Below are 21,609 nucleotides of genomic sequence, written 5' to 3' on the forward strand. Positions count from 1 at the left end.
GATGCCTTTCAGGCGGGTTGCCAGGGGAACAGAACGATGAAGATGGCGGCGGATGCTGCGAGCAGCAGAACGATGAACACGACGTCGCGCGTGCGGAACGGCACGAGGTGACGCTCGGTGCGTGTGGCGTGCGCTCCGAAGGCGCGGGCGTCCATCGCCAGGGCCACACGTTCGGCGTGGCGGATCGCTCCCGCGAGCAGAGGGACGATGTACCCCCAGCCGCGTGCGATGCGCGCGAACGGACCGCGGCCACCGTGATGCCCCCGCACGCGGTGCGCGGCGCGGATCACACTGAGCTCGTGACCGAACCGTGGCACGAACCGGAAGGCGGCCAGCGCCGTGTAGCCGACGCGGTACGGCACCCGCAACTGCTGAATGCTCGCGCGCACCAGGTCAGGGCCGCTCGTGGTGAGGCCGCCCACCAGTGCGAGGGCGGTGATGGCGCCGAGTCGCAGCGCGGTGGCGAAGCCGATCTGCAGCGCTCCGCTGAATATCGTCCAGCCGCCGATCTGCAGGAATGGCGCAGTGCTGTCGACGAGCGCAGCATCCACCCACAACGAGAACCCGATGCCGATCACGATCATGGCAGCCGGTATGACGACGAGCAGAAGCAGCAGGAGCCGCCACGACAGCCGCGCGCCCACCAGGATCACCGCATAGGCGAGTGCGAGGAAGGCGGCAGGCGTGGCGAGGTCGCGCACGAAGACCAGCATGATCATCGCTGGTGCGACCGCGGCGACCTTCGCCAGCGGGTTCAGTGCGTACAGGAACTCACGGCGTGAGGTGCCGGCCATTGCCGCATATGGGTCGAGGACGGTCGTGCTCATGACGGCACCGCCCCGGCGTGGGAGGCGAGGACCCGCTGCAGTGCGGGCAACCGCAGCCCTGCTGTGGCGAAGACCTGCTCATCGCCGAAGAGCTCCTTGGTGCGCCCGACGGCATGCACCCGTCCGTCGGAGAGCACGACCGTGTGCGTCGCGTGCTCGGCGACCAGCTGCAGGTCATGCGTGACGATCACGATGGTCGTGCCGTCCTTGCGCAGCGTGTCGAGCAACGTGAGAAGTTCCGCGGCGCGGGCGCGATCCTGCCCGAACGTCGGCTCGTCGAGTGCGAGCACGCGGGGGCCGGTGATCAGCGCTGTGCCGACCGACAGCCGTCGCTTCTCGCCGCCCGAGAGCAGGAACGGATGCACGTCCGCCTTGTGGTCGAGCCCGAACCGGATCAGCATCGCACGCACGCGCTGATCGATCTCCGCGTCATCCATGTGGCGCAGGCGCAGCCCGTGCGCCAGCTCGTCGAAGACCGTGGCAGCGATGAACTGGTGCTCCGGATTCTGGAACACGAAGCCGATGCGCGCGGCGAGATCGCGCGGTGACGCCGTGGCGGGGTCGAGTCCGTCGACGTCGACCTGGCGCTTCGGCGGGGGAACGACACCCGCGAGCGCCTGGATGAGCGTGGTCTTGCCCGCGCCGTTCGCGCCGACGATCGCGGTAAGGCTGCCGGCTTCGATGTCGAGGTCGACGCCGTGCAGGATCTCGTGCCGCCCGCGCTTGACAGTGAGTCCGCGGGCGCGGATCAGGGGGTGGGGCGGTTTCGTTTCTTGGTTTCGACTCGCTGTCGCTCGCTCAACCCGTTTCGTCTCGCTGCGCTCGCTCAACGTCCCATCGGGGGCTCGCTCGCTCAACGTCCCGTCGGGGGCTCGCTCGCTCAACGTCCCGTCGGGGGCTCGCTCGCTCAACGTCCCGTGGGGGATGCGCTCGCTCAACGTCCCGTGGGGGAGGTGCTCGCTCAACGTCCCGTGGGGGATGCGCTCACCCAGCATCTCCGCGAGCTCCGCCGGCGTCAGCGGCAGCGGCACGTCCTTCGACAGGATGCCGCGCTCGCGCAGCATCCGCGCCGTCAGCGTTGCGGCGGGCAGCCACACGCCCATCGCGACGAGCTCTTCCGTGTGGCCGCGGAGGATCTCGTCGACCGGACCGTCGAATGCGACCGTGCCGGCCTGATCGAGCACGATCGTGCGCGTCACCAGTTCCATGGCGGCGTCGAGGTTGTGCTCGACGAGCAGTATCGCGCGGTCGCCGGCGGCGACGACGTCGGCGAGTGCGGCATAGACGTCGTCGATGCCCTGCGGGTCGAGGTTGGCAGTGGGCTCGTCGAGCACCAGGAGGGGCGATCCCATCGCGAGGGCGCAGGCGATCGCGAGGCGCTGGCGTCCGCCGCCGGAGAGGCGGTCGGGGTTCTCGTCTCGGCGCTGCCAGAGACCGACGCGGCGCAGGGCATTCTCGGTACGGGCACGCACCTCGTCGAGCGGCAGCAGCAGATTCTCCGGGCCGAAGGCCACCTCGTCGTAGACGGTGCCGGTGACGATCTGGGCGTCGGGGTCCTGGAACACCATCGCGACGTGCGTGCTGAGCGTGGCGGTGTCGGAGTGCGCGGTGTCGATCCCACCCGCTTCGACGGTGCCTGTCATCGTCGCGGGGAGGGCGTGCGGGATCAGTCCGTTCAGCGCGAGCGTGAGCGTCGACTTGCCCGAACCTGACGGGCCGAGCAGAAGGACGACCTCGCCCGGCGCGATGTCGAAGCTCACGTCGCTCGGCGAAGGGCGCACGGCACCGGCGTGGGTGAGGGTGAGATCACGCACGCGAAGAAGGGGCGCGGATGGGCGCACGGCGGAACCCCGGATCGGTGGAACGTACCGTTCTAACTTAGCTGAGCCTTACCTGATTCGCCATCGAGGTACCCGCGCTCGACTCGTCGGGATCAGCGGCGCGCGACGCCTGCTCTGCCCAGCGCCGAACCGACCCCGAGCCCGAGTGCGGTCCAGGCGATCGGGCCCAGCAACGAAAGCGCGAGGTAGGTGATCTGGGCCCACAGCGGCAACGATCCCAGATGCGCGACGAAGAAGACGACGACCGCGACGATCACGCCGATCACTGCCGCCGAGATGAAGAATCGCCATGCTCCCCAGGCCCGGTACCGGGTGAGGGCGGCGACGCCCTCCTGGATCGCGCCGAACAGCAAAGCGGTGCCGATGAAGCGCAGAGCCCAGGCCGGGTTGAAGGCGCTGGAGACGAGCGCCGCGATCACATGGGTGATCAGAGCGACGAGCGGTTGGCGAAGCACCTCCTGCGCGATGATGCCCGGCAGCACGTGGACGCCCAGCAGCAGTCCGTATGCCGGCGCGGCGGTGATCAGAACGAACGGTGTCAGCACTCCCGCGATCCCGCCGACGATGCCGGTCGCGACGCCGATGGCGGCGCACACCAGCAGGACTCTGGTCGACAGAAGAGGGGTTCGCGCCACATCTTCAGCCTACTTGCGCCAGGACGGTCTCGGCCGCGCCGGCGACCGTGCGATGCGCCGCTCGTCGCCTCGACTGCGCCGCTCGTCGCATCCGGTTCCGAAACGATCCGACGGGCGGATGCTGCGCCTCTAGCGTGGGGAAACGCAATGACGCGCACACAAGGAGCAGCCATGTCATCACCTTCTTCGCGCCGCCCTGCGAACACCGCAGGCAGCGCATCCACCGTCGATGAGCCGGAGCTCATCCAGGACCCCGACCTCCCACCCGTGGCTCTCACGGACGAGCAGCACGCCAAGGCGGGCCGCTGGACCTGGCCCAAGATCGTGCTCTGGGTTGCCATCGCACTGCTCGGCGGCATCGCCTGGACGATGCTCGCCATCGTCAGGGGCGAGACCGTCAACGCGATCTGGTTCGTGTTCGCCGCGGTCTGCACGTATCTGATCGGCTACCGCTTCTACTCGAAGGTGATCGAGAAGTTCATCACCCGCCCAGATGACCGCCGCGCCACCCCGGCCGAGGTCAAGCAGGACGGCAAGGACTACGTCCCCACCGACCGCCGCGTGCTCTACGGTCACCACTTCGCCGCGATCGCCGGCGCTGGGCCGCTGGTCGGCCCGGTCCTGGCAGCGCAGATGGGCTATCTGCCTGGCACCATCTGGATCATCGTCGGCGTCGTGCTCGCCGGCGCCGTGCAGGACTACCTCGTCCTCTTCTTCTCGATGCGCCGCGGCGGCCGCACGATCGGTCAGATGGCGCGTCAGGAGCTCGGAAAGATCGGCGGCACCGCCGCGATCATCGCCGCGCTGCTCATCATGATCATCATCGTCGCGATCCTCGCGCTCGTCGTGGTCAACGCCCTCGGCGAAAGCCCGTGGGGCGTCTTCTCGGTCGGCATGACCATCCCGATCGCCCTCTTCATGGGCGTCTACCTGCGCTTCCTCCGCCCCGGCAAGGTCACCGAGGTCTCCATCATCGGCTTCGTGCTTCTGATGGCGGCGATCATCGGCGGCGGCTGGGTCTCGAACACCGAGTGGGGCCAGGCGCTCTTCCACCTCGACACGACGACGATCGCGTGGGGCATCATCATCTACGGCTTCATCGCCGCGATCCTGCCGGTCTGGCTGCTGCTCGCTCCGCGCGATTACCTGTCGACCTTCATGAAGATCGGCGTGATCGTCATGCTCGCCGGCGCCATCGTGCTGGTGCGTCCCGAGATCACGGTTCCCGCCCTCACCGTCTTCGGTGAGAACGGCCTCGGGCCGGTGTTCTCCGGAGCGCTGTTCCCGTTCCTGTTCGTCACGATCGCGTGTGGCGCGCTGTCGGGATTCCACGCGCTGATCGCCTCTGGCACGACGCCCAAGCTCATCGAGAAGGAGCGCCAGACCCGCTTCATCGGCTACGGCGGGATGCTCATGGAGTCGTTCGTCGCGATCATGGCGCTGGTCGCCGCGATCTCGATCGATCAGGGCATCTACTTCGCGATGAACTCGCCAGCTGCTCTCACCGGCGGCTCGGTCGAAGGCGCTGTGGCCTTCGTGAACTCCCTCGGGCTGACCGGCGTCAACATCACCCCCGAGATGCTCACCCAGACCGCGGCGGATGTCGGAGAGGAGTCGATCGTCTCGCGCACGGGTGGAGCGCCCACGCTCGCACTCGGCCTCGCGCACATCATGCAGCAGGCGCTCGGCGGCCAGGCCCTCATGGCGTTCTGGTACCACTTCGCGATCATGTTCGAGGCGCTGTTCATCCTCACCGCGGTGGATGCCGGTACTCGCGTCGCCCGCTTCATGCTGCAGGACACGATCGGCGCCTGGCTGCCCAAGTTCCGTGACGTCTCCTGGCGCCCCGGTGTGTGGATCACGACCGCCATCATGGTCGCGGGGTGGGGATACATCCTCATCCTCGGCGTCACCGATCCGCTTGGCGGCATCAACACGTTCTTCCCGCTGTTCGGCATCGCCAACCAGCTGCTCGCCGCGATCGCGCTCGCCGTGGTGCTGGCGATCGTCGCGAAGCGAGGCAAGAGCTACGTGAAGTGGCTGTGGATCGTGGCGCTGCCACTCGCGTTCACCGCGGTGATCACCATCAGCGCCTCGCTGTACAAGATCTTCTCTCCGGTGCCGCAGATCGGCTACTGGGCGAATCACTTCAAGTACCGTGCGGCTCAGGAATCGGGCGACGCGAGCCTCGGCGATGCGGCGACTGTCGAGGCGGTCATCCGCAACACGGCGGTGCAGGGCACCCTGTCGATCATCTTCGTCGTCCTCGCGATCGTCGTGATGATCATGGCCGTCATCGTGGCGATCAAGGCGCTGCGCAACGGCGGCGGCGAGAACACCGAGGATGCCGCGGTGGTCTCGCGCCGCTACGCCCCGGCCGGGTTCCTGCCGACAGCGGACGAGCGCGAACTCGAGAAGCAGTGGGAGCCGATCGTGAACGAAGAGCTGCGCGCCAACGCGCACCGCAAGGGACACTGATCTCATGACGATCCAGTCGGATGCTGCGACCGGCCTGAGGGCGGCCGGTGCGTTGGCGCTGCGTGCCGGTCGCAGCATCCGCTGGTACATGCGCAATCTCATGGGCGACAGCGCCTACGAGACGTACCTCGCGCATCACCGGCGCGGGCATCCGGAGGAGAAGCCCATGACCGAGCGCGAGTTCTGGCGCGACCGGATGGACGAGCAGGATCGCAACCCCGGCGCCCGCTGCTGCTGAGCACGCTTCGCATACCGCCGCGCCGGTTTCGTCGTCGTCTTAGGCTGATGCCATGACCGGATCCGTGGTGCTCGCCGCCGCACTCGGCGTGATCGGCGGAGTCGTGCTCATGGTGCTGCTGATGCTCGCCTGGCGTCTCGCGCGCGGCAACGCCGATCTGGGCAGCGCGGCGGAGCAGGCGTCGTACGGCGCGATGCACCATGCGAGTCTGGCGGCACGGCATCTTCGCGCGGGGCTGAGCGCGCCGGACGTCGTGCGTGCAGCCAGGCACTTCCGCACGCTGCTCGGCAGCACTGCCGTCGCGATCGTGGGAGCCGACGGTGCGGTGGCGATCGACGGTGCGGATGATGCGCTGGAGGGCTCTGCGCTGCGGATCGCCGAGAGGGTGCAGGAGTCCGGGCGTCGGCAGGTGTTCCCGCATCCGGAAGGCGAAGAGCTGGAGGCCGTCGGTGCGCCGATCGTCGTCGACGGTCAGGTGGCCGGCGTGGTCGTGGCGTTCGCGGCCCCGGTGCGCGCGGCGCTGGTGCGGGCGACCGGTGAGGTCGCGGACTGGTGCGCTGCGCAGGTGGAGCTGGGTGGACTGGATGCGTCGCGCACCGCGCTCGCTGAGGCCGAGCTGCGGTCGCTGCGCGCGCAGATCTCGCCGCACTTCATCTTCAATGCGCTGACGGCGGTCGCATCCTTCATCCATGCGGACCCGGAACGGGCGCGCGAGCTCGTGCTCGAGTTCGCCGACTTCACGCGGTACTCCTTCCGCCGTCAGGGCGAGTTCACGACGCTGGCCGAAGAGTTGCGCAGCATCCACTCGTACCTGACGCTGGAGAGGGCGCGCTTCGGCGACCGGCTGGAGGTGACGCTGCGGATCGCGCCGGAGGCGCTGGCGACCGTCATCCCGTTCCTGTCGGTGCAGCCGCTCGTCGAGAACGCGGTGCGGCACGGGCTCGAACCTGGCGAGGGCGGTGGCACGATCCGGATCGAGGCGATCGACGACGTCACGCACACCGAGATCACGGTGGAGGACGACGGCGTCGGCATGGATCCGGATTCGCTGCGCACGCTGCTGACCGCTGCGGACGACGGCGCCCACGTGGGGCTGCGCAACGTCGACACGAGGCTCCGGCAGATGTACGGACGCGAGGGCGGCCTGGTCGTGGAGACGAATCCGGGCGAAGGTACGCTGGTGCGGATGCGCATCCCGAAGTCGCAGCCGCTGCATGACCCTGGGCTGCATGACTCTGGGCGCGACTGAGCGGGAAGGACGACATGATCGATGTCCTCGTCGCCGATGACGAGCATCCCGCTCTCGACGAGCTGGCGCACCTGCTGCGCCGCGATGATCGCATCGGCGAGATCCTGACGGCGAGCTCCGGCGCGGAGGCTCTGCGGATGCTGTCTGCGCGAGCCGTGGCGATCGCGTTCCTCGACATCCACATGCCTGGTCTGTCCGGCATGGATCTGGCCCGCTCGCTCGGGTCGTTGGCGACTCCTCCCGCCGTCGTCTTCGTGACGGCCGACGACGCCCGCGCGGTCGATGCGTTCGAGGTGCGCGCGGCTGATTATCTGCTCAAGCCCGTCCGTGCCGACCGGCTGCGCCGCGCCGTCGACCGCGTGCTCGAACTCGGAGGAGCGGCCGCGTCGCCCGACGACGAGGTGCTCCCGGTCACCGTCGGTTCGAGCGTGCGCTTCGTGCACCGCAGCGATGTGCGCTGGGTGCAGGCGCAGGGCGACTATTCGCGGCTGCACACCGCGGACGGTGTGGGTCATCTGGTGCGCATCCCGATCTCGGAGTTGGAGCAGCGCTGGGCGGATGCCGGATTCGTCCGAGTGCATCGCTCCTTTCTGGCGGCCGTCGCGGCGATCGGCGAGGCCCGGCTGTCGGGGAGCGATCCCTCGGTGGCGGTGGGGTCGGTGGTGCTTCCGGTGAGCAGGCGGCTGCTGCCGGCCGTGCGCGAGGCTCTGGTGCGCGGAGCGTCACGATGACCGAGCAGAATCCGCCCCGGCGCGTCCGCGTCAGTGCGGATGACCGCCCCGCGTCCGACCCCGAGCACACGCATGGCATCGCCCTGCCCGGCACACCGGCGGACGACGCGGATGCCGTGTACGCCCGTGCCCTTCGACGCAGTCAGCTGCGGCTCGCGCTGGGAACGGTCGCCGGATTCGTCGTGGTCACGGCCGTGCTGACCCTCGTGATCGCGCTCGTCCCCGAGATCGATCGGCTCGTGATCTCGGGGCTGCCGGTGTCCTGGCTCCTGCACGCCTTCGCGTTCTACCCGATCATCATCGTCTTCGCGCTGCTGTATGCGCGCGGCGCCGCACGCAACGAGCGGGCGTACCGCCGGTTGAGGGAGCGCGGATGAACCCCGTGTTCGACCTCCTCGGCATCGCTCTGGTCGTCATCGCGACGCTGCTCATCGGCGTCTACGGCTTGAGGGTGTCACGCACGACCGACGACTTCTTCGTGGCATCGCGCACCGTTCGTCCGGTATGGAACGCGTCGGCGATCAGTGGCGAGTACCTCTCGGCCGGTACGTTCCTCGGGCTGTCGGGACTCGTCCTGCTGGAGGGTGCGCGCGGCTTCTGGTTCCCGATCGGCTATGCCGCCGGATACTTGCTGGTGCTCGTCTTCGTCGCAGCTCCTCTGCGGCGCAGCGGCGCGTACACGATCCCCGACTTCATCGAAGCGCGACTGGAATCGGTCAAGGCACGGCGCGTGACGAGCATCGCCGTGCTCGTGATCGGGTGGCTGTACATCGTGCCTCAGCTGCACGGCGCGGGCATCACGCTCATGGTCGTCGCAGGTCTGCCGCAGTGGGTGGGCGAGGTCGCGATCGCCGTGCTGGTCGCCGCATCCGTCGCGGCCGGAGGCATGCGGGCGATCACGTACGTGCAGGCGTTCCAGTACTGGCTGAAGCTGTTCGCGCTGCTGGTGCCGTTGTTCTGCATCGCGTTCGCGCTGACCGGTGGACCGCACGAGATCGACCCGGTCCTGGTCTTCCCGGCATCCGCGGGCCCTGCGGGATTCGACGTCTACGAGACGGCCTCGCTCATGGTGGCGCTGCTGCTGGGCACGATGGGCCTGCCGCACGTGCTGGTGAGGTTCTACACCAGCCCGACCGGCGTCTCGGCCCGGCACACGACGGTGCTGGTGATCGTGATGGTGAGCGCGTTCTACGCCGTCTCCAGCGGGATGGGACTCCTCGCCCGCGTCGTCGCTCCTGACCTCGCGGCGCCGGGGATCGCGGACACCGTCGCCCTCGTGCTGCCGTCGAGGGTGTTCCCCGGGCTGTTCGGTGAACTGCTGACGGCGCTGATCGTCGCCGGCGCGTTCGCGGCGTTCCTCGCGACGTCGGCCGGACTCGTCGTTTCGCTGGCCGGTGTGGTCAGCCAGGACGTGTTCTCGGGATCCGTGCGATCCTTCCGGCTGTCGGCGGTGCTGTGCACGGCGGTGCCGCTCGCGGTGGCGCTGCTCACGGCGCCGGAGGGACTGGGCTCCAGCGTCGGGATGGTGTTCGTCTTCGCGGCATCCATGCTGTCTCCGATCGTGCTGCTGGGAGTGTGGTGGCGGGGACTCACCGCCCGCGGCGCGGTCGCGGGAATGATCACGGGCGGGGTCTCCTGTGCACTGTCGCTGCTGGTCTACACGGCGATCGGCGGGGTGGGGGCTGCTGCGCCGTTCCTCGCACAACCCGCGGCGTGGACGGTGCCGCTCGCGACCGCGATCACCGTGGCGGTCTCGCTCATGGACACCCGCGGCGCTCCCCTGCGCGCGGACCGATATCTCGGGCGTCTGCACACGCCCGAGCGCGCGTGAGCGTCTCCCAAACGTCTCAATACCGCTGTTCCGAACGTCTCCATAGGTCGTAGACCACTCGCCATTTGGACGTCTGGTGCGGTCGGTGCGCGGGCGCTAAGTTGATCGATTGTGCGGCAACGCAGCCGCAGCTCGCAGACCATCGGAGAGACACATGGGTCGATCACCCTTCCGATTGGCGATGGCCGTCACAGTGGCCGCAGTCGTCATCGGTTCCTCGGCAACAGCCAGTTTCGCAAGCGTCGAGGGGGTGACACATCCCGCACCGGTGGAGGGCACTCCAGGGCACTACATCGTCATGATGAAGGCCGATCCGCTCGCCACGTACGAAGGCGACACCAAAGGGCTGCGCAGCACGAAGCCGAAGCCCGGCACGCAGCTCGACGCCCATTCGACGGACTCGCAGAAGTACATCGCGCACCTCGCGAACGAGCAGCGCAAGCTCGCGCAGGCAGAGGGCGTCACGACCGACGCCACGTACCAGGTGACCGTCAACGGCTTCAGCGCCGATCTCACCGGCGAGCAGGTCGATGCGCTGCGCTCGTCCAAGGACGTACTCGGGGTGTTCCCGGACGAGATCCGGCACCCCGACGCGCAGACCTCCACCGATTTCCTCGGCCTGGGCGATGACGCCGCAGGCGCAGGCGGGGTCTGGGAGGAGACCGGGGGCGTGGATCACGCGGGCGAAGGCGTCGTGGTCGGCGTGATCGACACGGGGATCGCGCCGGAGCATCCGTCGTTCGCTGGCGACAAGCTGAAGAAGCAGAAGAAGAGCGAGGGCAAGCCGTACAGTGACGGCTCCTACGTGTACTTCGACAAGTCCGACGGCGGCCAGTTCCGTGGTGCGATCGTGAACGGTCAGGACTGGGACAAGCACGATTACTCCACCAAACTGATCGGTGGACAGTACTTCACCGCCGGCGCGACGGCTGCCGGATTCGACTTCCAGTACGACTATCTGTCTCCGCGTGACGGCGATGGCCACGGCTCGCACACCGCCAGCACGGCGGCCGGGAACTTCGGCGTCGCAGCTGCGGTGGAGGGTGTCGATCTCGGCACGATCTCGGGTGTGGCGCCGGCGGCCAAGGTCGCGGCCTACAAGGCCTGCTACGTCGGAGCGGACCCGCTGGTCACGGACGATGACATCTGCGCGCTCAGCGACCTCATCTCCGCGATCGATCAGGCCGTCGCCGATGGCGTCGATGTGATCAATTACTCGATCGGCGGCGGAGCGGCCACCACGGTGCTCGCTCCTGACGACGTCGCGTTCCTGAACGCCGCTGCCGCCGGCGTGTTCGTCGCGGTCAGCGCGGGCAACGACGGACCGGATGCCGTCACCGCCGACCATGCATCGCCGTGGTACACCTCGGTCGCGGCATCCACCATTCCGACCTGGGAGGGCACGGTCGTCTTCGACGGTTTCGCTCAAGCCGGAGCATCCGTCTCGGTACCGTTCGGAGAGACCGTCACGGGCCCGTCGATCTATGCAGCGGATGCTGCGCTCGCTGGCGCGGTCGACCCTCGGCTGTGCCTGCCGGGCACGCTCGATTCGGCGAAGGTCTCCGGGCACATCGTCGTCTGCGATCGCGGCAACAACGCCCGTGCGGAGAAGTCGCAGGTCGTGAAGGACGCGGGTGGCATCGGCATGGTGCTCGTGAACGTTCCGGGTGAAGCGGATTCTCTCGACAACGACTTCCACGTCGTCCCGACGGTGCATCTCGCCTCGGCGCATCGAGAGGCGGTGCTCGCCTACGTTCAGGGTGGTGTCGACCGGCCGATTTCGCTGGTCGGCGAGAACACGACCGACGAGGTCACCCCGGTGCCCCAGATCGCCGGATTCTCCAGCCGAGGGCCGGTGCACGCCGACGGCAGCGATGTCATGAAACCGGATATCGCGGCTCCTGGTGTGGCGATCCTCGCAGCGACCAACAGCGGTCGGAAGGATGCGCCGACCTTCGGCATCCTGTCCGGCACGTCGATGGCGTCTCCGCACATCGCGGGTCTCGGTGCGCTGTATCTCGGTGAGCGCCCGAACGCGACGCCGGCCGAGGTGAAGTCGGCCATGATGACCACCGCCTACGACACCGTGAACCCGGATGGCTCGGCGAGCACCGACCCGTTCGCGCAGGGCGCGGGTCAGGTCGACCCGACACGGTTCTTCGAACCAGGGATGCTGTACCTGAACGGCGCCGCGGACTGGGCGGCGTTCATCGAGGGCAAGGGGCTCGCCGAGTTCGACGGCATCGAGCCGATCGACGGCAGCGACCTCAACCTCGCATCGATCTCGATCGGCACGCTCGCCAGTGCGCAGACGGTCACCCGCACGGTCACCTCGACCGAGGCGGGAACGTTCACCGCGAGCGTCGACGTGCCCGGCGTGAACGCGACGGTCGAGCCGTCGACGCTCAGCTTCGGCGGCGCCGGCGAGACAGCCACGTACACGATCACGTTCGACAACGAGAGCGCACCGGTCGAGCAGTGGGCGACCGGATCGCTCACCTGGTCGAGCGGGTCGAACTCGGTGCGTTCGCCGATCGCGGTGTTCCCTGTGACGGCGGATGCGCCGGCGGAGGCCACCGGAACCGGCGTCGACGGCAGCGCAGTCGTCGAGATCACACCGGGTGTGGATGGTGAGCTGCCGCTGAACCTCGCCGGTCTCACGCCGTTCCAGCTGCTCACCGATCCCGCTCACCCCGTCGAGGGGCACTCGGGTGACGAGGGCTCGGGCGATGCGAACAAGGACGTCTCATGGGTCGTCGATGTTCCGGAGGGCACGACGCTGTCGAGGTTCGATCTCGACTCATCGGATGACGAGGGGAGCGACCTCGATCTGACGGTGTACCGCGTGGTCGCGCCGGATGATCTGCGCTACTACGAACGGTGGCAGTCGGCGACGGCTTCGGCCGACGAGCAGGTGACGCTCCCGACCCCGACGGCCGGTACGTACCTGATCGTCGCGAACGTGTACTCGACGACCGCGCCGATGACGTGGGACATGACCTACGCCAACGTGGCGCCGGGCGGCGAGGGCGCTCTCACGGCGACGCCGAATCCGATCCCGGTGACGCAGGGCGAGGCGACGAGCTACGAGCTCAGCTGGAGCGGCCTCGCGGCGGGCACGGAGTACCTCGGCGTCGTGCAGTACGGCGAGTCCGCTGTGCGGACGATCGTCTCGGTCGACACTTCGCAGTAGATCTGGCCGGAATCGAAGGGCGCCTCGTGCACGGGTACGGGGCGCCCCTTCGATGCCGAAGGACGTCATTGCGTCGTCGTGATCCGGATCGCAGCTCGTTCGGCGGCGCGCTGCACGCGAACTCTCGGGTCGCGTGCGAGGTCGCTGAGCTGCGGAAGTGCGTCTTCGACCCGATGGCGACCGCAGACCTTTGCCGCCATCTCGCGTACGCGCCAGTGTTCATCGGAGAGGGCATCGATGATCGGCCCCGACGCCGATTGGTCGTATGCGTAGAGCAAGCCTCGCGCCGCCCAGACTCTGAGCCAATACGTCGGACCGCTCTCTCCTCCGGTGATGGCCCATCGCGCCGGAGGACCGCCCAGCGCGTAGATCAACTCGGGGTCGACCTCATCGCCCTCTTCGCCCTCTTCACCCTTGAGCAGGGCGATGCATCCGGCGATCACCGCGTCTTCACCGCGGCGGACGCATTCGCGCCGCACGCGCTCCCTCGGCGAGATACCCCATCTCGATCGGGTGGTCATCGCGAAGATCAGGCGATCGCGGCGTGCGGCAACGCCAGGTTCACGAGACTCACCACGAACTTTCCCGGCTCCTCGTGCATGCACAGGTGCGCCGAGTTCTCGAACCAGACGACGTCCTTCGATGGCGCCGTCACCTTTTCGATCCAGCGCTCGACGGGCCCCGTCGGGGTCGTCCAATCGTGGCGTCCGAGGAACAACAGCACGGGCACGTCGAACGCGATCCGATCGCGCGCATCGAAGCGAAACATGCCGGGAAGCACCGCTGGAATAGTCGTCTGCTGGCCGGCGCCGAAGAGCTCCAGCTCATCATTCGTGTAGTACGGCGAGAGTTGCGCCGATTCCGTCAAGTAGGCGGAGCCGGATCGATACGCCGACAGTCCTCCGTAGTGCTGCGCCCATTTCCGGCAGGCGACGATTCGCTCGAGAGTCAATGGCTGGGCGCCGGGATAGTCACCGAGCGCCCGAAGCTCCGCGAGTGCTTCATCGTTCTGATCCGCCGTCGCGCTTCGGATGGCGTGGCCGAAGCTCTCGACTTCGTTCTCTGCGCCCGAGATCACCTGACCGACACCGATGTAGCCCCACAGCAGGTCAGGCCGCCGCTCGGCCAGCGTGACGCCGATGATCGTTCCCCAGCTGTGTCCCAGAACACCCACTTTCGTCACGCCGAGCTCGTCCTGCAGCCAGGCGATCAGTTCCACGAGATCATCGACGTATCTGTCGATGCGCAGGTCTGTTTCGTCGCTCGCTCCGCCCGCGGATCTGCCGCTGGAGCGCTGGTCATAGTTGACGACGGTGAAGAAGTCCTCAACTCCTCGCTGCCATATCCACGACGACGGCAGTGACGGAAGCGCTGGTCCACCGTGGCAGACGATGAGCACCGGGTTCGTCGTGCTTCGACCGCGGATCGAGACGAACTGCTCGACCCCGCCGAGCTCGACGAATTCCGTGCGATCGATCGCTTCGGGATTGGGAATGCGGCACAGATCCGCGATCACCGCGCGGCCGGTTTCGTCGCTCATGCGGTCAGTCTAGAAGGACGCTCGCCCGCATCGTCCTCACACGAACATCACGCGCAACGGGGCTTCGTCGGTGTAGTTGCGCCCGAGCGGGCTGGTCCACAGGATCACGCCGTCGTCGAGTTGTTTCGCCGTCCATCGGTCGCGCGCATCGACATCTGGATGCTTGAGTGGATGGTGACTGGTGCAGAACAGGCACAGATTGCACAGGGCCGTCGGCCCGCCCTTGGCATGGTCATGGTTGTGGTCGATCTGGCAACGGTGTGCGGGCGCGCGGCACCCGGGGAAGCGGCAATGCTGGTCGCGGGCGCGCAGGAACCGCTTCATCCCCGCGGTGGGGACATAGTTGTCGGTCTCGACGACCATGCCTCTGGGGTCGAGGAACGCGCGATCCCAACTTCCGGCGCGACCGGCGAGAATTCTCGCGGCGTCAGGAGTCATGGGGCCATGGCCGTTGAGCTCGGCCATCGCATCGTCGTCGCCCGCGAGCGTCGAAGCACTGATGGTGATCTGAACGGTGGCTTTCACGGATCCGAGTGCTGTCGTCGTGACGCTGGTGGGAGTGGTCGTCAGCAGAAGATCGGCGAGGATGTCGGCACGCAGCTGATCCCTGGTGCGCGTGTCGTATTCGAGGGCGCCGTAGCCGTCGTGCATCGGGGTCGAGTCGTGGAACAACGTCTCGGTGTCCGCGTCAGCGTCGCCGTCGGAGTGCACGTCATCGATGTACTCATCGAAGTACTGATCCGTCGCATCGATCGGCGAGGCATCGCCGTCGCTTGCGGAGTCGCCGTCGCTTGCGGCATTCTCGTCGCTTGCGGAATTCTCTGCCGCGGACTTCTCCCACGGCGCTGGCTTCGCCATCGAATTCCGGAACTCATTCTCAAGATCGATCGGCGGCTCGGGGTCGAAGGGAGTCTGCTCCGCGAGAGCGGCATCGCGCTCGGCGCGAATCTTCTCCAGTGTCGACCGACGTGGCCGGCGCCGGCCCTCGGGACGCGCCTGAGTGACGTCCGCTGCCATCGCCGTCAGCCGGTCATGGATGGCGTAGGCGAGGAGTTCGGGCAGGATCGCGGTCAACACCGCCATCCCGTCACCGTCGGACTTCACGGTGACGCTGCGTTCGGTTCGCGCACGGCGGTGCTGCTCAGACATCCCCTCCGGGTGCAACGCAGCGGCCACGCCACGGGCATGGGTGCGCGTGCGTGCGGCGGTGTCATTCTCTGCGAAGGGGAGTACCTGTTGCTCGTACTCCGCGCGCAGGCGCACCGCGTCGGGATCGCCGCTCACATTCGGAGCCGCGGCGACGATGACGTCTGCGTGCCGCTTGCTGATCGCGCCGGACGCCAACGAGGCCAGAGTCCCCGGGAACAGGCGTGCCAACGCCCATGCGCCGGTGATGTGGGTGGCAGCCGTGGTCGGCGGGATATGTCCAGCAGCCGCGTACTCGGCGCACATCGACCGGAACGCGATCTCATCAGAACCAGGCTCCAGCGAACGCTCCTGTGCCAACATGTCGAGGCGCTCGGCCAACAGTTCAGCTCGTTGCGCTTCGAGGGCGCCGATCTGCATGCCCAGATCGCCCCAACCGTCGAGCAGCTCGCCTTGACGCGCGAAGGAATCCTCGAGTGTCGGACGCGGTGGGCTGATCGTTGCCATACTTCGAGTCTAGAACATAGCTTCGAAAGAAACAAGAGCCAAGTTCTGATTTCTCGACTCTTTGTACGCAGATTCAGATGCGTCGACGCCTGGCCTTCAACCTCACGTTCGGCAGCTCCGGAGCGGGGATGCGCTCGGCCCCGTGGGTCACGACGTGCCCGAATCGAGCGGACGCGGCATCCGGGGTCTCCCAATCGGTACGCGCCTGAGCGATCTCGTCGTGCGTGCGGCCGGCGAAGTTCCACCACATCACCAGGCCCTCTTCGAACGGCTCGCCGCCGAGGACGAAGAGCAGCGCGCCCTCGGCGCTCGAAACGGAGACCTCCGAGCGCGTGTCCCCGAGGTACAACATCTCGTTACGCACCACCGGGCGTGAGTCGATCGAGACGTCACCCTCGACCAGCACGATCGCGTGCTCCCACGCCTCATCGAGCGGCAGGGTGACGCGGCTCCCTGCCGGCAGCGCGATCTCGGCCCCGACGATCGGCGTGTGCGCTGTCGCGGGCGAGCGGATGCCGGCGAACTCACCGAGCACGACCGTCGCTGTGGCATCGGAACCTGAGGAAGCCGGGATCGCCACTGTGGGAAGTGACGTGTGCTGCTCGAACCCACCCGCACCATGTCGCGCTGGCTCCGGCAGCACGACCCAGAGCTGCAGGGCGTCGAGCGGAATCGGCTCTTCGCCGAGTGAGTACTCGGAGTGCGAGATGCCGTTCCCCGCGGTCATGAGGTTCAGCTGCCCGCGCTTCAGGGTCACGTCGCTGTCGACCGAGTCGCGGTGGCGCATGTCACCGACGAGCGGCCACGTGACGGTCTGCAGGCCGATGTGCGGATGCGGCTCGACCCGCATCCGCACCGGTCCTGGCCCGAAGCGATCGAGGAAGCACCAGGCTCCGACCGTCGGCAGATCGCGGTTAGGCAAGGTGCGCAGAACGCTCATGCCGCGCACGCCGCCGAGCGGCACCTCGCGCGGTTCGAGCGAGATGGTGCGCCGGCCGATCATCGGCCGACGGCATCCGTCGGGTCGGTCGGAAGCTGCGGCCAGCGGATCTCCGCGCCCGCGACCTCGTGCGACTTCAGGTACTTCGCGATGTACGGGCAGTACGGCACGATCGTGTCGCCGGATGCTGCGGCATCCGCCAGCGCGCCCGCGGCGAGAATCGACGCCAGACCTTTCCCCTGGAAAGCGGGATCGACTTCGGTGTGGACGAAGCGGATCTCGCCAGGCCGCTGATCGAACTTCGCGAAACCGGCGAGGACGTCGCCGACGCGGATCTCATAGCGGGAGGCTTCGTCGTTGCGGGAGACGGTGGTGTCGTCGGTCATGGATGCTCCTTCGCGTTGTCCGCCGGTTATCCCCACCCTAGGACGGCGGGCGTCGGCAGGGGTCGTTACGCTGGAGGGATGCCGCAGACATCCCGTGACCCGTACGAGGATCTGCCCTGGGATCCGACCGAGCCCGAACGCTGGGAAGACGCACCTCCGCCTGAAGAGATGGACTGGGAACCGCAGGGCGCCGGCTACGAACCGCCGCTCGACTGGGGTCAGAGCCCGACGACGCCTGTCGCGACAGCATCCACCCCCAGCATCCGTCGCGCGACGCCCGCGCGCTATGCGACCGCACGCGAAGCGCTGCACACCGTCTTCGGCTACGACGCGTTCCGCGGTGACCAGGAATCCATCGTCGATCAGGTGATCGGCGGTGGGGATGCTGTCGTGCTGATGCCGACCGGCGCCGGAAAGAGCGTCACCTATCAGGTGCCCGCGCTTGTGCGCGAGGGCACCGGACTCGTGATCAGCCCGCTGATCGCCCTCATGCATGACCAGGTCGATGCGCTGCGCGCCAACGGCGTCAACGCCGCTTATCTGAACTCGACGCAGTCGGCATCCGAACGTTCCGAAGTGGAGCGGGCGTACGTCGCCGGCGAACTCGACCTCATCTACGTCGCCCCCGAGCGGCTGTCGAACCGGCAGACCACGGCGCTGCTGCAGCGCGGCGTGCTCAGCGTGATCGCGATCGACGAGGCGCACTGCGTGTCGCAGTGGGGCCACGACTTCCGCCCCGATTATCTGGCGCTCGGCGACCTCGGTGAGAGGTTCCCCGGGGTGCCGCGCATGGCGCTCACCGCGACCGCGACCCGCGCCACCCACAAGGAGCTCACCGAGCGCCTGCAGCTCGACAGTGCTCAACACTTCGTGGCGAGCTTCGACCGCCCGAACATCCAGTACCGGATCGTCCCGAAGGTCGACCCGCGCAAGCAACTGGTGCAGTTCATCCGCTCGATGCCCGACGGCGCGGCCGGCATCGTCTACGCGCTGAGTCGCAAGTCGGTCGAGCAGACCGCCACTTATCTCGCAGCGCAGGGACTCGACGCGCTGCCCTACCACGCAGGCCTTCCCGCAGAGGTGCGTTCGGTGAACCAGTCGCGGTTCCTGCGAGAAGACGGCGTCGTGATGGTCGCGACGATCGCGTTCGGCATGGGCATCGACAAACCGGATGTGCGCTTCGTCGCCCACATCGACCTGCCGAAGTCCGTCGAGGGCTACTACCAGGAGACGGGTCGTGCCGGCCGCGACGGCGAGCCGGCGGTGGCGTGGATGGCGTACGGCCTCGGTGACGTCGTGCAGCAGCGCCGCATGATCGATCAGAGCCCAGGCGATCGCACCTTCAAGATGCGGATGGGTCAGCATCTCGACGCCATGCTCGCGCTGTGCGAGACGGTCGAGTGCCGACGTCAGAACCTGCTGGGCTATTTCGGCCAGGAGTCAGGCGCCTGCGGCAACTGCGACACGTGCCTGGAGAAGCCCGAGACGTTCGACGGCCTCGTGCCGGCGCAGAAGCTGCTGTCGACGATCGTGCGCCTGAAGCGCGAGCGCAACCAGGCGTTCGGTGCCGGTCACCTCATCGACATCCTGCGCGGATCATCGAACGACCGCATCCGCCAGCAGAAGCACGATGGCATCGCGACCTACGGCATCGGCGCCGACCTGTCCGATCAGGATTGGCGCAGCGTCGTACGGCAGCTGCTCGCGCGTGGAATCCTCGTGGCCCAGGGCGACTACGGCACGCTCGCACCCGGCGAGGTGGCGGCCGGTGTGCTGAGCGGCGAGACGTCGGTGCCACTGCGCAAGGACACCATGGGCCGGGTCACTGCGAGTCGCGCGCGCAAGACGTCGGCGGCGTCGGATGCTGTCGCCGAGGGCGACCGCTCGCTCTTCGAGGCCCTGCGGGTGTGGCGCGCCGAGACGGCGAGGGAGATCGGGAAGCCCGCGTACATCGTCTTCGGCGATGCGACCCTGCGTGCGCTCGCCGAGATCCGTCCCGCATCCATGGGCGATCTCGACGGCATCACCGGTATCGGCGAGAAGAAACGCGAGGCCTACGGCGACGCGGTGCTCGCGGTGGTCGCCGCGAACTGACCGGGCGTCAGCGAGTCGAAGCCGCCGCCTCGGCGAACTCCTCGGCATGCACAGACACCGTGGCGGCGCCACCGATGAGCTTCGACACAGGGCAGCGGGCATGAGCGGCGTCGAGCACGCGCCGAGTCTCCTCGCCTGAGGCGTCCTCGACCGACAAGAATGCGTCGACGTGGAACTCGTACCCACCCGTCGAGGCGTCGTGCAGCTCCACCTCGACACGCACCGCGGTCCGCGTGCGTCGCGCGACGACAGCCTGCGCCGTGGCGTTCAGGCATGTCGCCCAGGCGAGGGCCAGCAACTGCTCCGGGTTCGTCCCGGCCGGATCGCGATCGGGGTTCAGCGGTGACGACACCGTCACGGTCAAACCCTCCGGCACGCCGGCAGTGCCGTCTCCGCCGTCGCTGTTGATCGCCTCTGTCCGGTACCTCATGCTCATACCTCAACTATAGTTGGACTCAGTACACCAACTCCGGGCGATGAAGCCGCGAACGAAGGAAGCGGCACGCATCGATGGATATCTCGAGCACGACGATCGTCGAGTTCAGCGACGTCAGCAAGCGCTACGACGACCGCCCGGATCAGCCCCGGGCGCTCGACGGCATCGATCTGAGCATCTACCGCGGTGAGATCTTCGGCGTCATCGGCGAGAGTGGCGCGGGCAAGACCACGCTTCTCGAGCTCATCAATGGGCTCACCACGACTGACGAGGGTGAGGTGCGCGTCGACGGCACGCCGGTGGCCGGGCGCAGCCGCCGAGAGATGCGGATGCTCCGGCGGAACATCGGCGTCGTGTTCCAGGGTGTCCACCTGCTCAGCAGCCGGACGGTGCGTCAGAACGTCGCGCTCGGACTCCAGATCGGCCGTCGGGCAGGCATCGCCAGGAGCCGCGCCGAAGAGCGCGCAGCAGTAGACGAGATGCTCGCCTTCGTCGGACTCACGCATCGCGCCGACCATCACCCCGCCGAACTCAGCGGAGGGGAGAAGCAGCGCGTCGGACTCGCCAGAGCCCTGGTCACGCGGCCGCCGCTGCTGCTCTGCGACGAACCGACGTCGTCGCTGGATGCCAGCACGACCGCCGAGGTGCTCCGAGTGCTGCTCGACGCCCGCGAGAAGTTCGGGACCACGATCGTCGTGATCTCCCACGATCTCGACGTCGTGAAGGCGATCTGCGATCGGGCGCTGCTGCTCGAGAAGGGGCGCATGCGCGAGCTCTTCGCCGTGAAGAAGACCGATCTGCGGACCATGCCCAGTTATCACGAGCAGGTCAAGCGAGAGCTGATGTGATGAGCTGGCTCACCGACCTTCTCTCCGAGTACGGCGGCGATATCGCCGAGGCGCTCGCCGAGACCGGGTACATGATGCTCGTGTCGCTGGCGTCCGCCGTACTGATCGGCCTCCCGCTCGGGACGGTCGTGTTCCTCACGCAGCGCGGGGGGATCGCAGAGAATCGCCCGATCTGGTCGATCGCGAACATGTACATCAACATCGTCCGCTCCTTCCCCTTCCTTCTGCTCGTGGTCTTTCTCATCCCGTTCACGCGCGCAGTGGTCGGTACGAGCTTCGGCACGCAGGCATCGACCCTGCCGCTGTGCTTCGTCGCGGTTGCGATCTACGCGCGGCTGGTCGAGCAGATCCTGCGGGAGATCCCGCCCGGTATCTCCCGTGTCGCCGTCGCCATGGGCACCACGCTCCCGCAGGCGGTGTTCCGCGTCCTGCTGCCCGAAGCCCGCTCCGGTCTCGTCTACGCCCTCACCTCCGCCGCGATCAGCCTGTTGTCGTACTCGACCGTGCTCGGCGTCGTGGGCGGCGGAGGCATCGGTGACTTCGCCATGCGCTACGGCTACCAGGAATACAACGACGCGCTCATGTACATCACGATCGCGATCATCGTCGTCTGCGTGCTGGTGATCCAGGCGGTCGGCCACCGTGCATCGGAACGACTCGATCACCGCTGAGAAGACACCTACGAAGAG

19 protein-coding genes are annotated in these 21,609 nt (G+C 67.6%); 10 read left to right on the forward strand and 9 right to left on the reverse strand.

Going from position 1 to position 21,609, the window contains the following annotated elements:
• Positions 1-8: 8 nt before the first annotated feature.
• The 3 genes from IEV67_RS18370 to IEV67_RS18385 all read right to left on the reverse strand — a co-directional run bounded on the left by IEV67_RS18370 (position 9) and on the right by IEV67_RS18385 (position 3,303).
• Positions 9-827, reverse strand: a complete 819-nt coding sequence (locus IEV67_RS18370) for an energy-coupling factor transporter transmembrane component T (protein ID WP_188438172.1) — start codon at positions 825-827, stop codon at positions 9-11.
• Positions 824-2,668, reverse strand: a complete 1,845-nt coding sequence (locus tag IEV67_RS19045; protein WP_229703355.1) for an ABC transporter ATP-binding protein — start codon at positions 2,666-2,668, stop codon at positions 824-826. Before IEV67_RS19045 ends, IEV67_RS18370 begins: the two co-directional genes overlap by 4 nt.
• Before the next feature lie 92 nt (positions 2,669-2,760).
• Positions 2,761-3,303, reverse strand: a complete 543-nt coding sequence (locus tag IEV67_RS18385; RefSeq protein ID WP_188438173.1) for an ECF transporter S component — start codon at positions 3,301-3,303, stop codon at positions 2,761-2,763.
• A 171-nt stretch (positions 3,304-3,474) separates the two neighbouring features.
• Between IEV67_RS18385 and IEV67_RS18390 the strand changes: the two genes are divergently transcribed.
• From IEV67_RS18390 to IEV67_RS18420, 7 genes are all read left to right on the forward strand, one after another.
• Complete coding sequence (locus IEV67_RS18390; RefSeq protein ID WP_188438174.1) at positions 3,475-5,781, forward strand: carbon starvation CstA family protein; 2,307 nt, start codon at positions 3,475-3,477, stop codon at positions 5,779-5,781.
• Between the two features lie 4 nt (positions 5,782-5,785).
• Positions 5,786-6,019, forward strand: coding sequence for a YbdD/YjiX family protein (locus IEV67_RS18395; protein WP_188438175.1), 234 nt, complete (start codon positions 5,786-5,788; stop codon positions 6,017-6,019).
• A gap of 52 nt (positions 6,020-6,071) precedes the next feature.
• Complete coding sequence (locus IEV67_RS18400; protein ID WP_188438176.1) at positions 6,072-7,268, forward strand: sensor histidine kinase; 1,197 nt, start codon at positions 6,072-6,074, stop codon at positions 7,266-7,268.
• A gap of 14 nt (positions 7,269-7,282) precedes the next feature.
• A complete protein-coding gene (locus IEV67_RS18405; protein WP_188438177.1) occupies positions 7,283-7,999 on the forward strand; it encodes a LytR/AlgR family response regulator transcription factor in 717 nt (238 codons plus the stop codon).
• A complete protein-coding gene (locus IEV67_RS18410) occupies positions 7,996-8,376 on the forward strand; it encodes a heavy metal transporter (protein ID WP_188438178.1) in 381 nt (126 codons plus the stop codon). Before IEV67_RS18405 ends, IEV67_RS18410 begins: the two co-directional genes overlap by 4 nt.
• Positions 8,373-9,830, forward strand: coding sequence for a sodium/solute symporter (locus IEV67_RS18415; RefSeq protein ID WP_188438179.1), 1,458 nt, complete (start codon positions 8,373-8,375; stop codon positions 9,828-9,830). The genes IEV67_RS18410 and IEV67_RS18415 overlap by 4 nt, the downstream gene beginning before the upstream one ends.
• A 154-nt stretch (positions 9,831-9,984) precedes the next feature.
• The gene (locus IEV67_RS18420) at positions 9,985-13,023 is read left to right on the forward strand and encodes a S8 family serine peptidase (protein ID WP_188438180.1); all 3,039 of its coding nucleotides are present in this window, start codon (positions 9,985-9,987) and stop codon (positions 13,021-13,023) included.
• Positions 13,024-13,088: 65 nt separating this feature from the next.
• Here the strand turns inward: IEV67_RS18420 and IEV67_RS18425 are convergent, their stop codons facing one another.
• The 5 genes from IEV67_RS18425 to IEV67_RS18445 all read right to left on the reverse strand — a co-directional run bounded on the left by IEV67_RS18425 (position 13,089) and on the right by IEV67_RS18445 (position 17,542).
• Positions 13,089-13,544 (reverse strand): HEAT repeat domain-containing protein, encoded by a 456-nt coding sequence (locus IEV67_RS18425; protein ID WP_188438181.1) that lies wholly within the window; start codon positions 13,542-13,544, stop codon positions 13,089-13,091.
• An 8-nt stretch (positions 13,545-13,552) separates the two neighbouring features.
• Entirely contained in the window at positions 13,553-14,563 is a 1,011-nt protein-coding gene (locus IEV67_RS18430) for an alpha/beta fold hydrolase (RefSeq protein WP_188438182.1), read from the reverse strand.
• A gap of 36 nt (positions 14,564-14,599) precedes the next feature.
• A complete protein-coding gene (locus IEV67_RS19050; RefSeq protein ID WP_229703357.1) occupies positions 14,600-16,216 on the reverse strand; it encodes an HNH endonuclease signature motif containing protein in 1,617 nt (538 codons plus the stop codon).
• A gap of 73 nt (positions 16,217-16,289) precedes the next feature.
• A complete protein-coding gene (locus tag IEV67_RS18440) occupies positions 16,290-17,219 on the reverse strand; it encodes a pirin family protein (RefSeq protein ID WP_188438183.1) in 930 nt (309 codons plus the stop codon).
• On the reverse strand, positions 17,216-17,542 hold the full coding sequence (locus tag IEV67_RS18445; protein ID WP_188438184.1) for a GNAT family N-acetyltransferase: 327 nt from the start codon (positions 17,540-17,542) through the stop codon (positions 17,216-17,218). The genes IEV67_RS18440 and IEV67_RS18445 overlap by 4 nt, the downstream gene beginning before the upstream one ends.
• A 78-nt stretch (positions 17,543-17,620) precedes the next feature.
• Here IEV67_RS18445 and recQ point away from each other — a divergent pair, with 78 nt between their 5' ends.
• Positions 17,621-19,636: a DNA helicase RecQ gene (recQ, locus tag IEV67_RS18450; RefSeq protein WP_188438185.1), complete on the forward strand. Its 2,016-nt coding sequence runs from the start codon at positions 17,621-17,623 to the stop codon at positions 19,634-19,636.
• Between the two features lie 7 nt (positions 19,637-19,643).
• On the opposite strand, the gene IEV67_RS18455 is transcribed toward recQ, so the two are convergent.
• Positions 19,644-20,072: an OsmC family protein gene (locus IEV67_RS18455; protein ID WP_188438186.1), complete on the reverse strand. Its 429-nt coding sequence runs from the start codon at positions 20,070-20,072 to the stop codon at positions 19,644-19,646.
• Positions 20,073-20,146: 74 nt separating this feature from the next.
• Between IEV67_RS18455 and IEV67_RS18460 the strand changes: the two genes are divergently transcribed.
• Together IEV67_RS18460 and IEV67_RS18465 are read left to right on the forward strand one after the other, a co-directional pair.
• Positions 20,147-20,920: a methionine ABC transporter ATP-binding protein gene (locus IEV67_RS18460; protein WP_188438187.1), complete on the forward strand. Its 774-nt coding sequence runs from the start codon at positions 20,147-20,149 to the stop codon at positions 20,918-20,920.
• Positions 20,920-21,591, forward strand: a complete 672-nt coding sequence (locus tag IEV67_RS18465; protein WP_188438188.1) for a methionine ABC transporter permease — start codon at positions 20,920-20,922, stop codon at positions 21,589-21,591. Before IEV67_RS18460 ends, IEV67_RS18465 begins: the two co-directional genes overlap by 1 nt.
• The last annotated feature ends 18 nt before the right edge of the window (positions 21,592-21,609 follow it).

The sequence above is a fragment of the Microbacterium murale genome, assembly GCF_014635185.1.
Taxonomy (GTDB): Bacteria; Actinomycetota; Actinomycetes; order Actinomycetales; family Microbacteriaceae; genus Microbacterium; species Microbacterium murale.

Coding starts and splice junctions, on each gene's coding strand:
- IEV67_RS18370 (WP_188438172.1), bottom strand. CDS start 827: ATGAGCACGACCGTCCTCGACCCATATGCGGCAATGGCCGGCACCTCA.
- IEV67_RS18390 (WP_188438174.1), top strand. CDS start 3,475: ATGTCATCACCTTCTTCGCGCCGCCCTGCGAACACCGCAGGCAGCGCA.
- IEV67_RS18395 (WP_188438175.1), top strand. CDS start 5,786: ATGACGATCCAGTCGGATGCTGCGACCGGCCTGAGGGCGGCCGGTGCG.
- IEV67_RS18400 (WP_188438176.1), top strand. CDS start 6,072: ATGACCGGATCCGTGGTGCTCGCCGCCGCACTCGGCGTGATCGGCGGA.
- IEV67_RS18405 (WP_188438177.1), top strand. CDS start 7,283: ATGATCGATGTCCTCGTCGCCGATGACGAGCATCCCGCTCTCGACGAG.
- IEV67_RS18410 (WP_188438178.1), top strand. CDS start 7,996: ATGACCGAGCAGAATCCGCCCCGGCGCGTCCGCGTCAGTGCGGATGAC.
- IEV67_RS18415 (WP_188438179.1), top strand. CDS start 8,373: ATGAACCCCGTGTTCGACCTCCTCGGCATCGCTCTGGTCGTCATCGCG.
- IEV67_RS18420 (WP_188438180.1), top strand. CDS start 9,985: ATGGGTCGATCACCCTTCCGATTGGCGATGGCCGTCACAGTGGCCGCA.
- IEV67_RS18425 (WP_188438181.1), bottom strand. CDS start 13,544: ATGACCACCCGATCGAGATGGGGTATCTCGCCGAGGGAGCGCGTGCGG.
- IEV67_RS18430 (WP_188438182.1), bottom strand. CDS start 14,563: ATGAGCGACGAAACCGGCCGCGCGGTGATCGCGGATCTGTGCCGCATT.
- IEV67_RS19050 (WP_229703357.1), bottom strand. CDS start 16,216: ATGGCAACGATCAGCCCACCGCGTCCGACACTCGAGGATTCCTTCGCG.
- IEV67_RS18440 (WP_188438183.1), bottom strand. CDS start 17,219: ATGATCGGCCGGCGCACCATCTCGCTCGAACCGCGCGAGGTGCCGCTC.
- IEV67_RS18445 (WP_188438184.1), bottom strand. CDS start 17,542: ATGACCGACGACACCACCGTCTCCCGCAACGACGAAGCCTCCCGCTAT.
- recQ (WP_188438185.1), top strand. CDS start 17,621: ATGCCGCAGACATCCCGTGACCCGTACGAGGATCTGCCCTGGGATCCG.
- IEV67_RS18455 (WP_188438186.1), bottom strand. CDS start 20,072: ATGAGCATGAGGTACCGGACAGAGGCGATCAACAGCGACGGCGGAGAC.
- IEV67_RS18460 (WP_188438187.1), top strand. CDS start 20,147: ATGGATATCTCGAGCACGACGATCGTCGAGTTCAGCGACGTCAGCAAG.
- IEV67_RS18465 (WP_188438188.1), top strand. CDS start 20,920: ATGAGCTGGCTCACCGACCTTCTCTCCGAGTACGGCGGCGATATCGCC.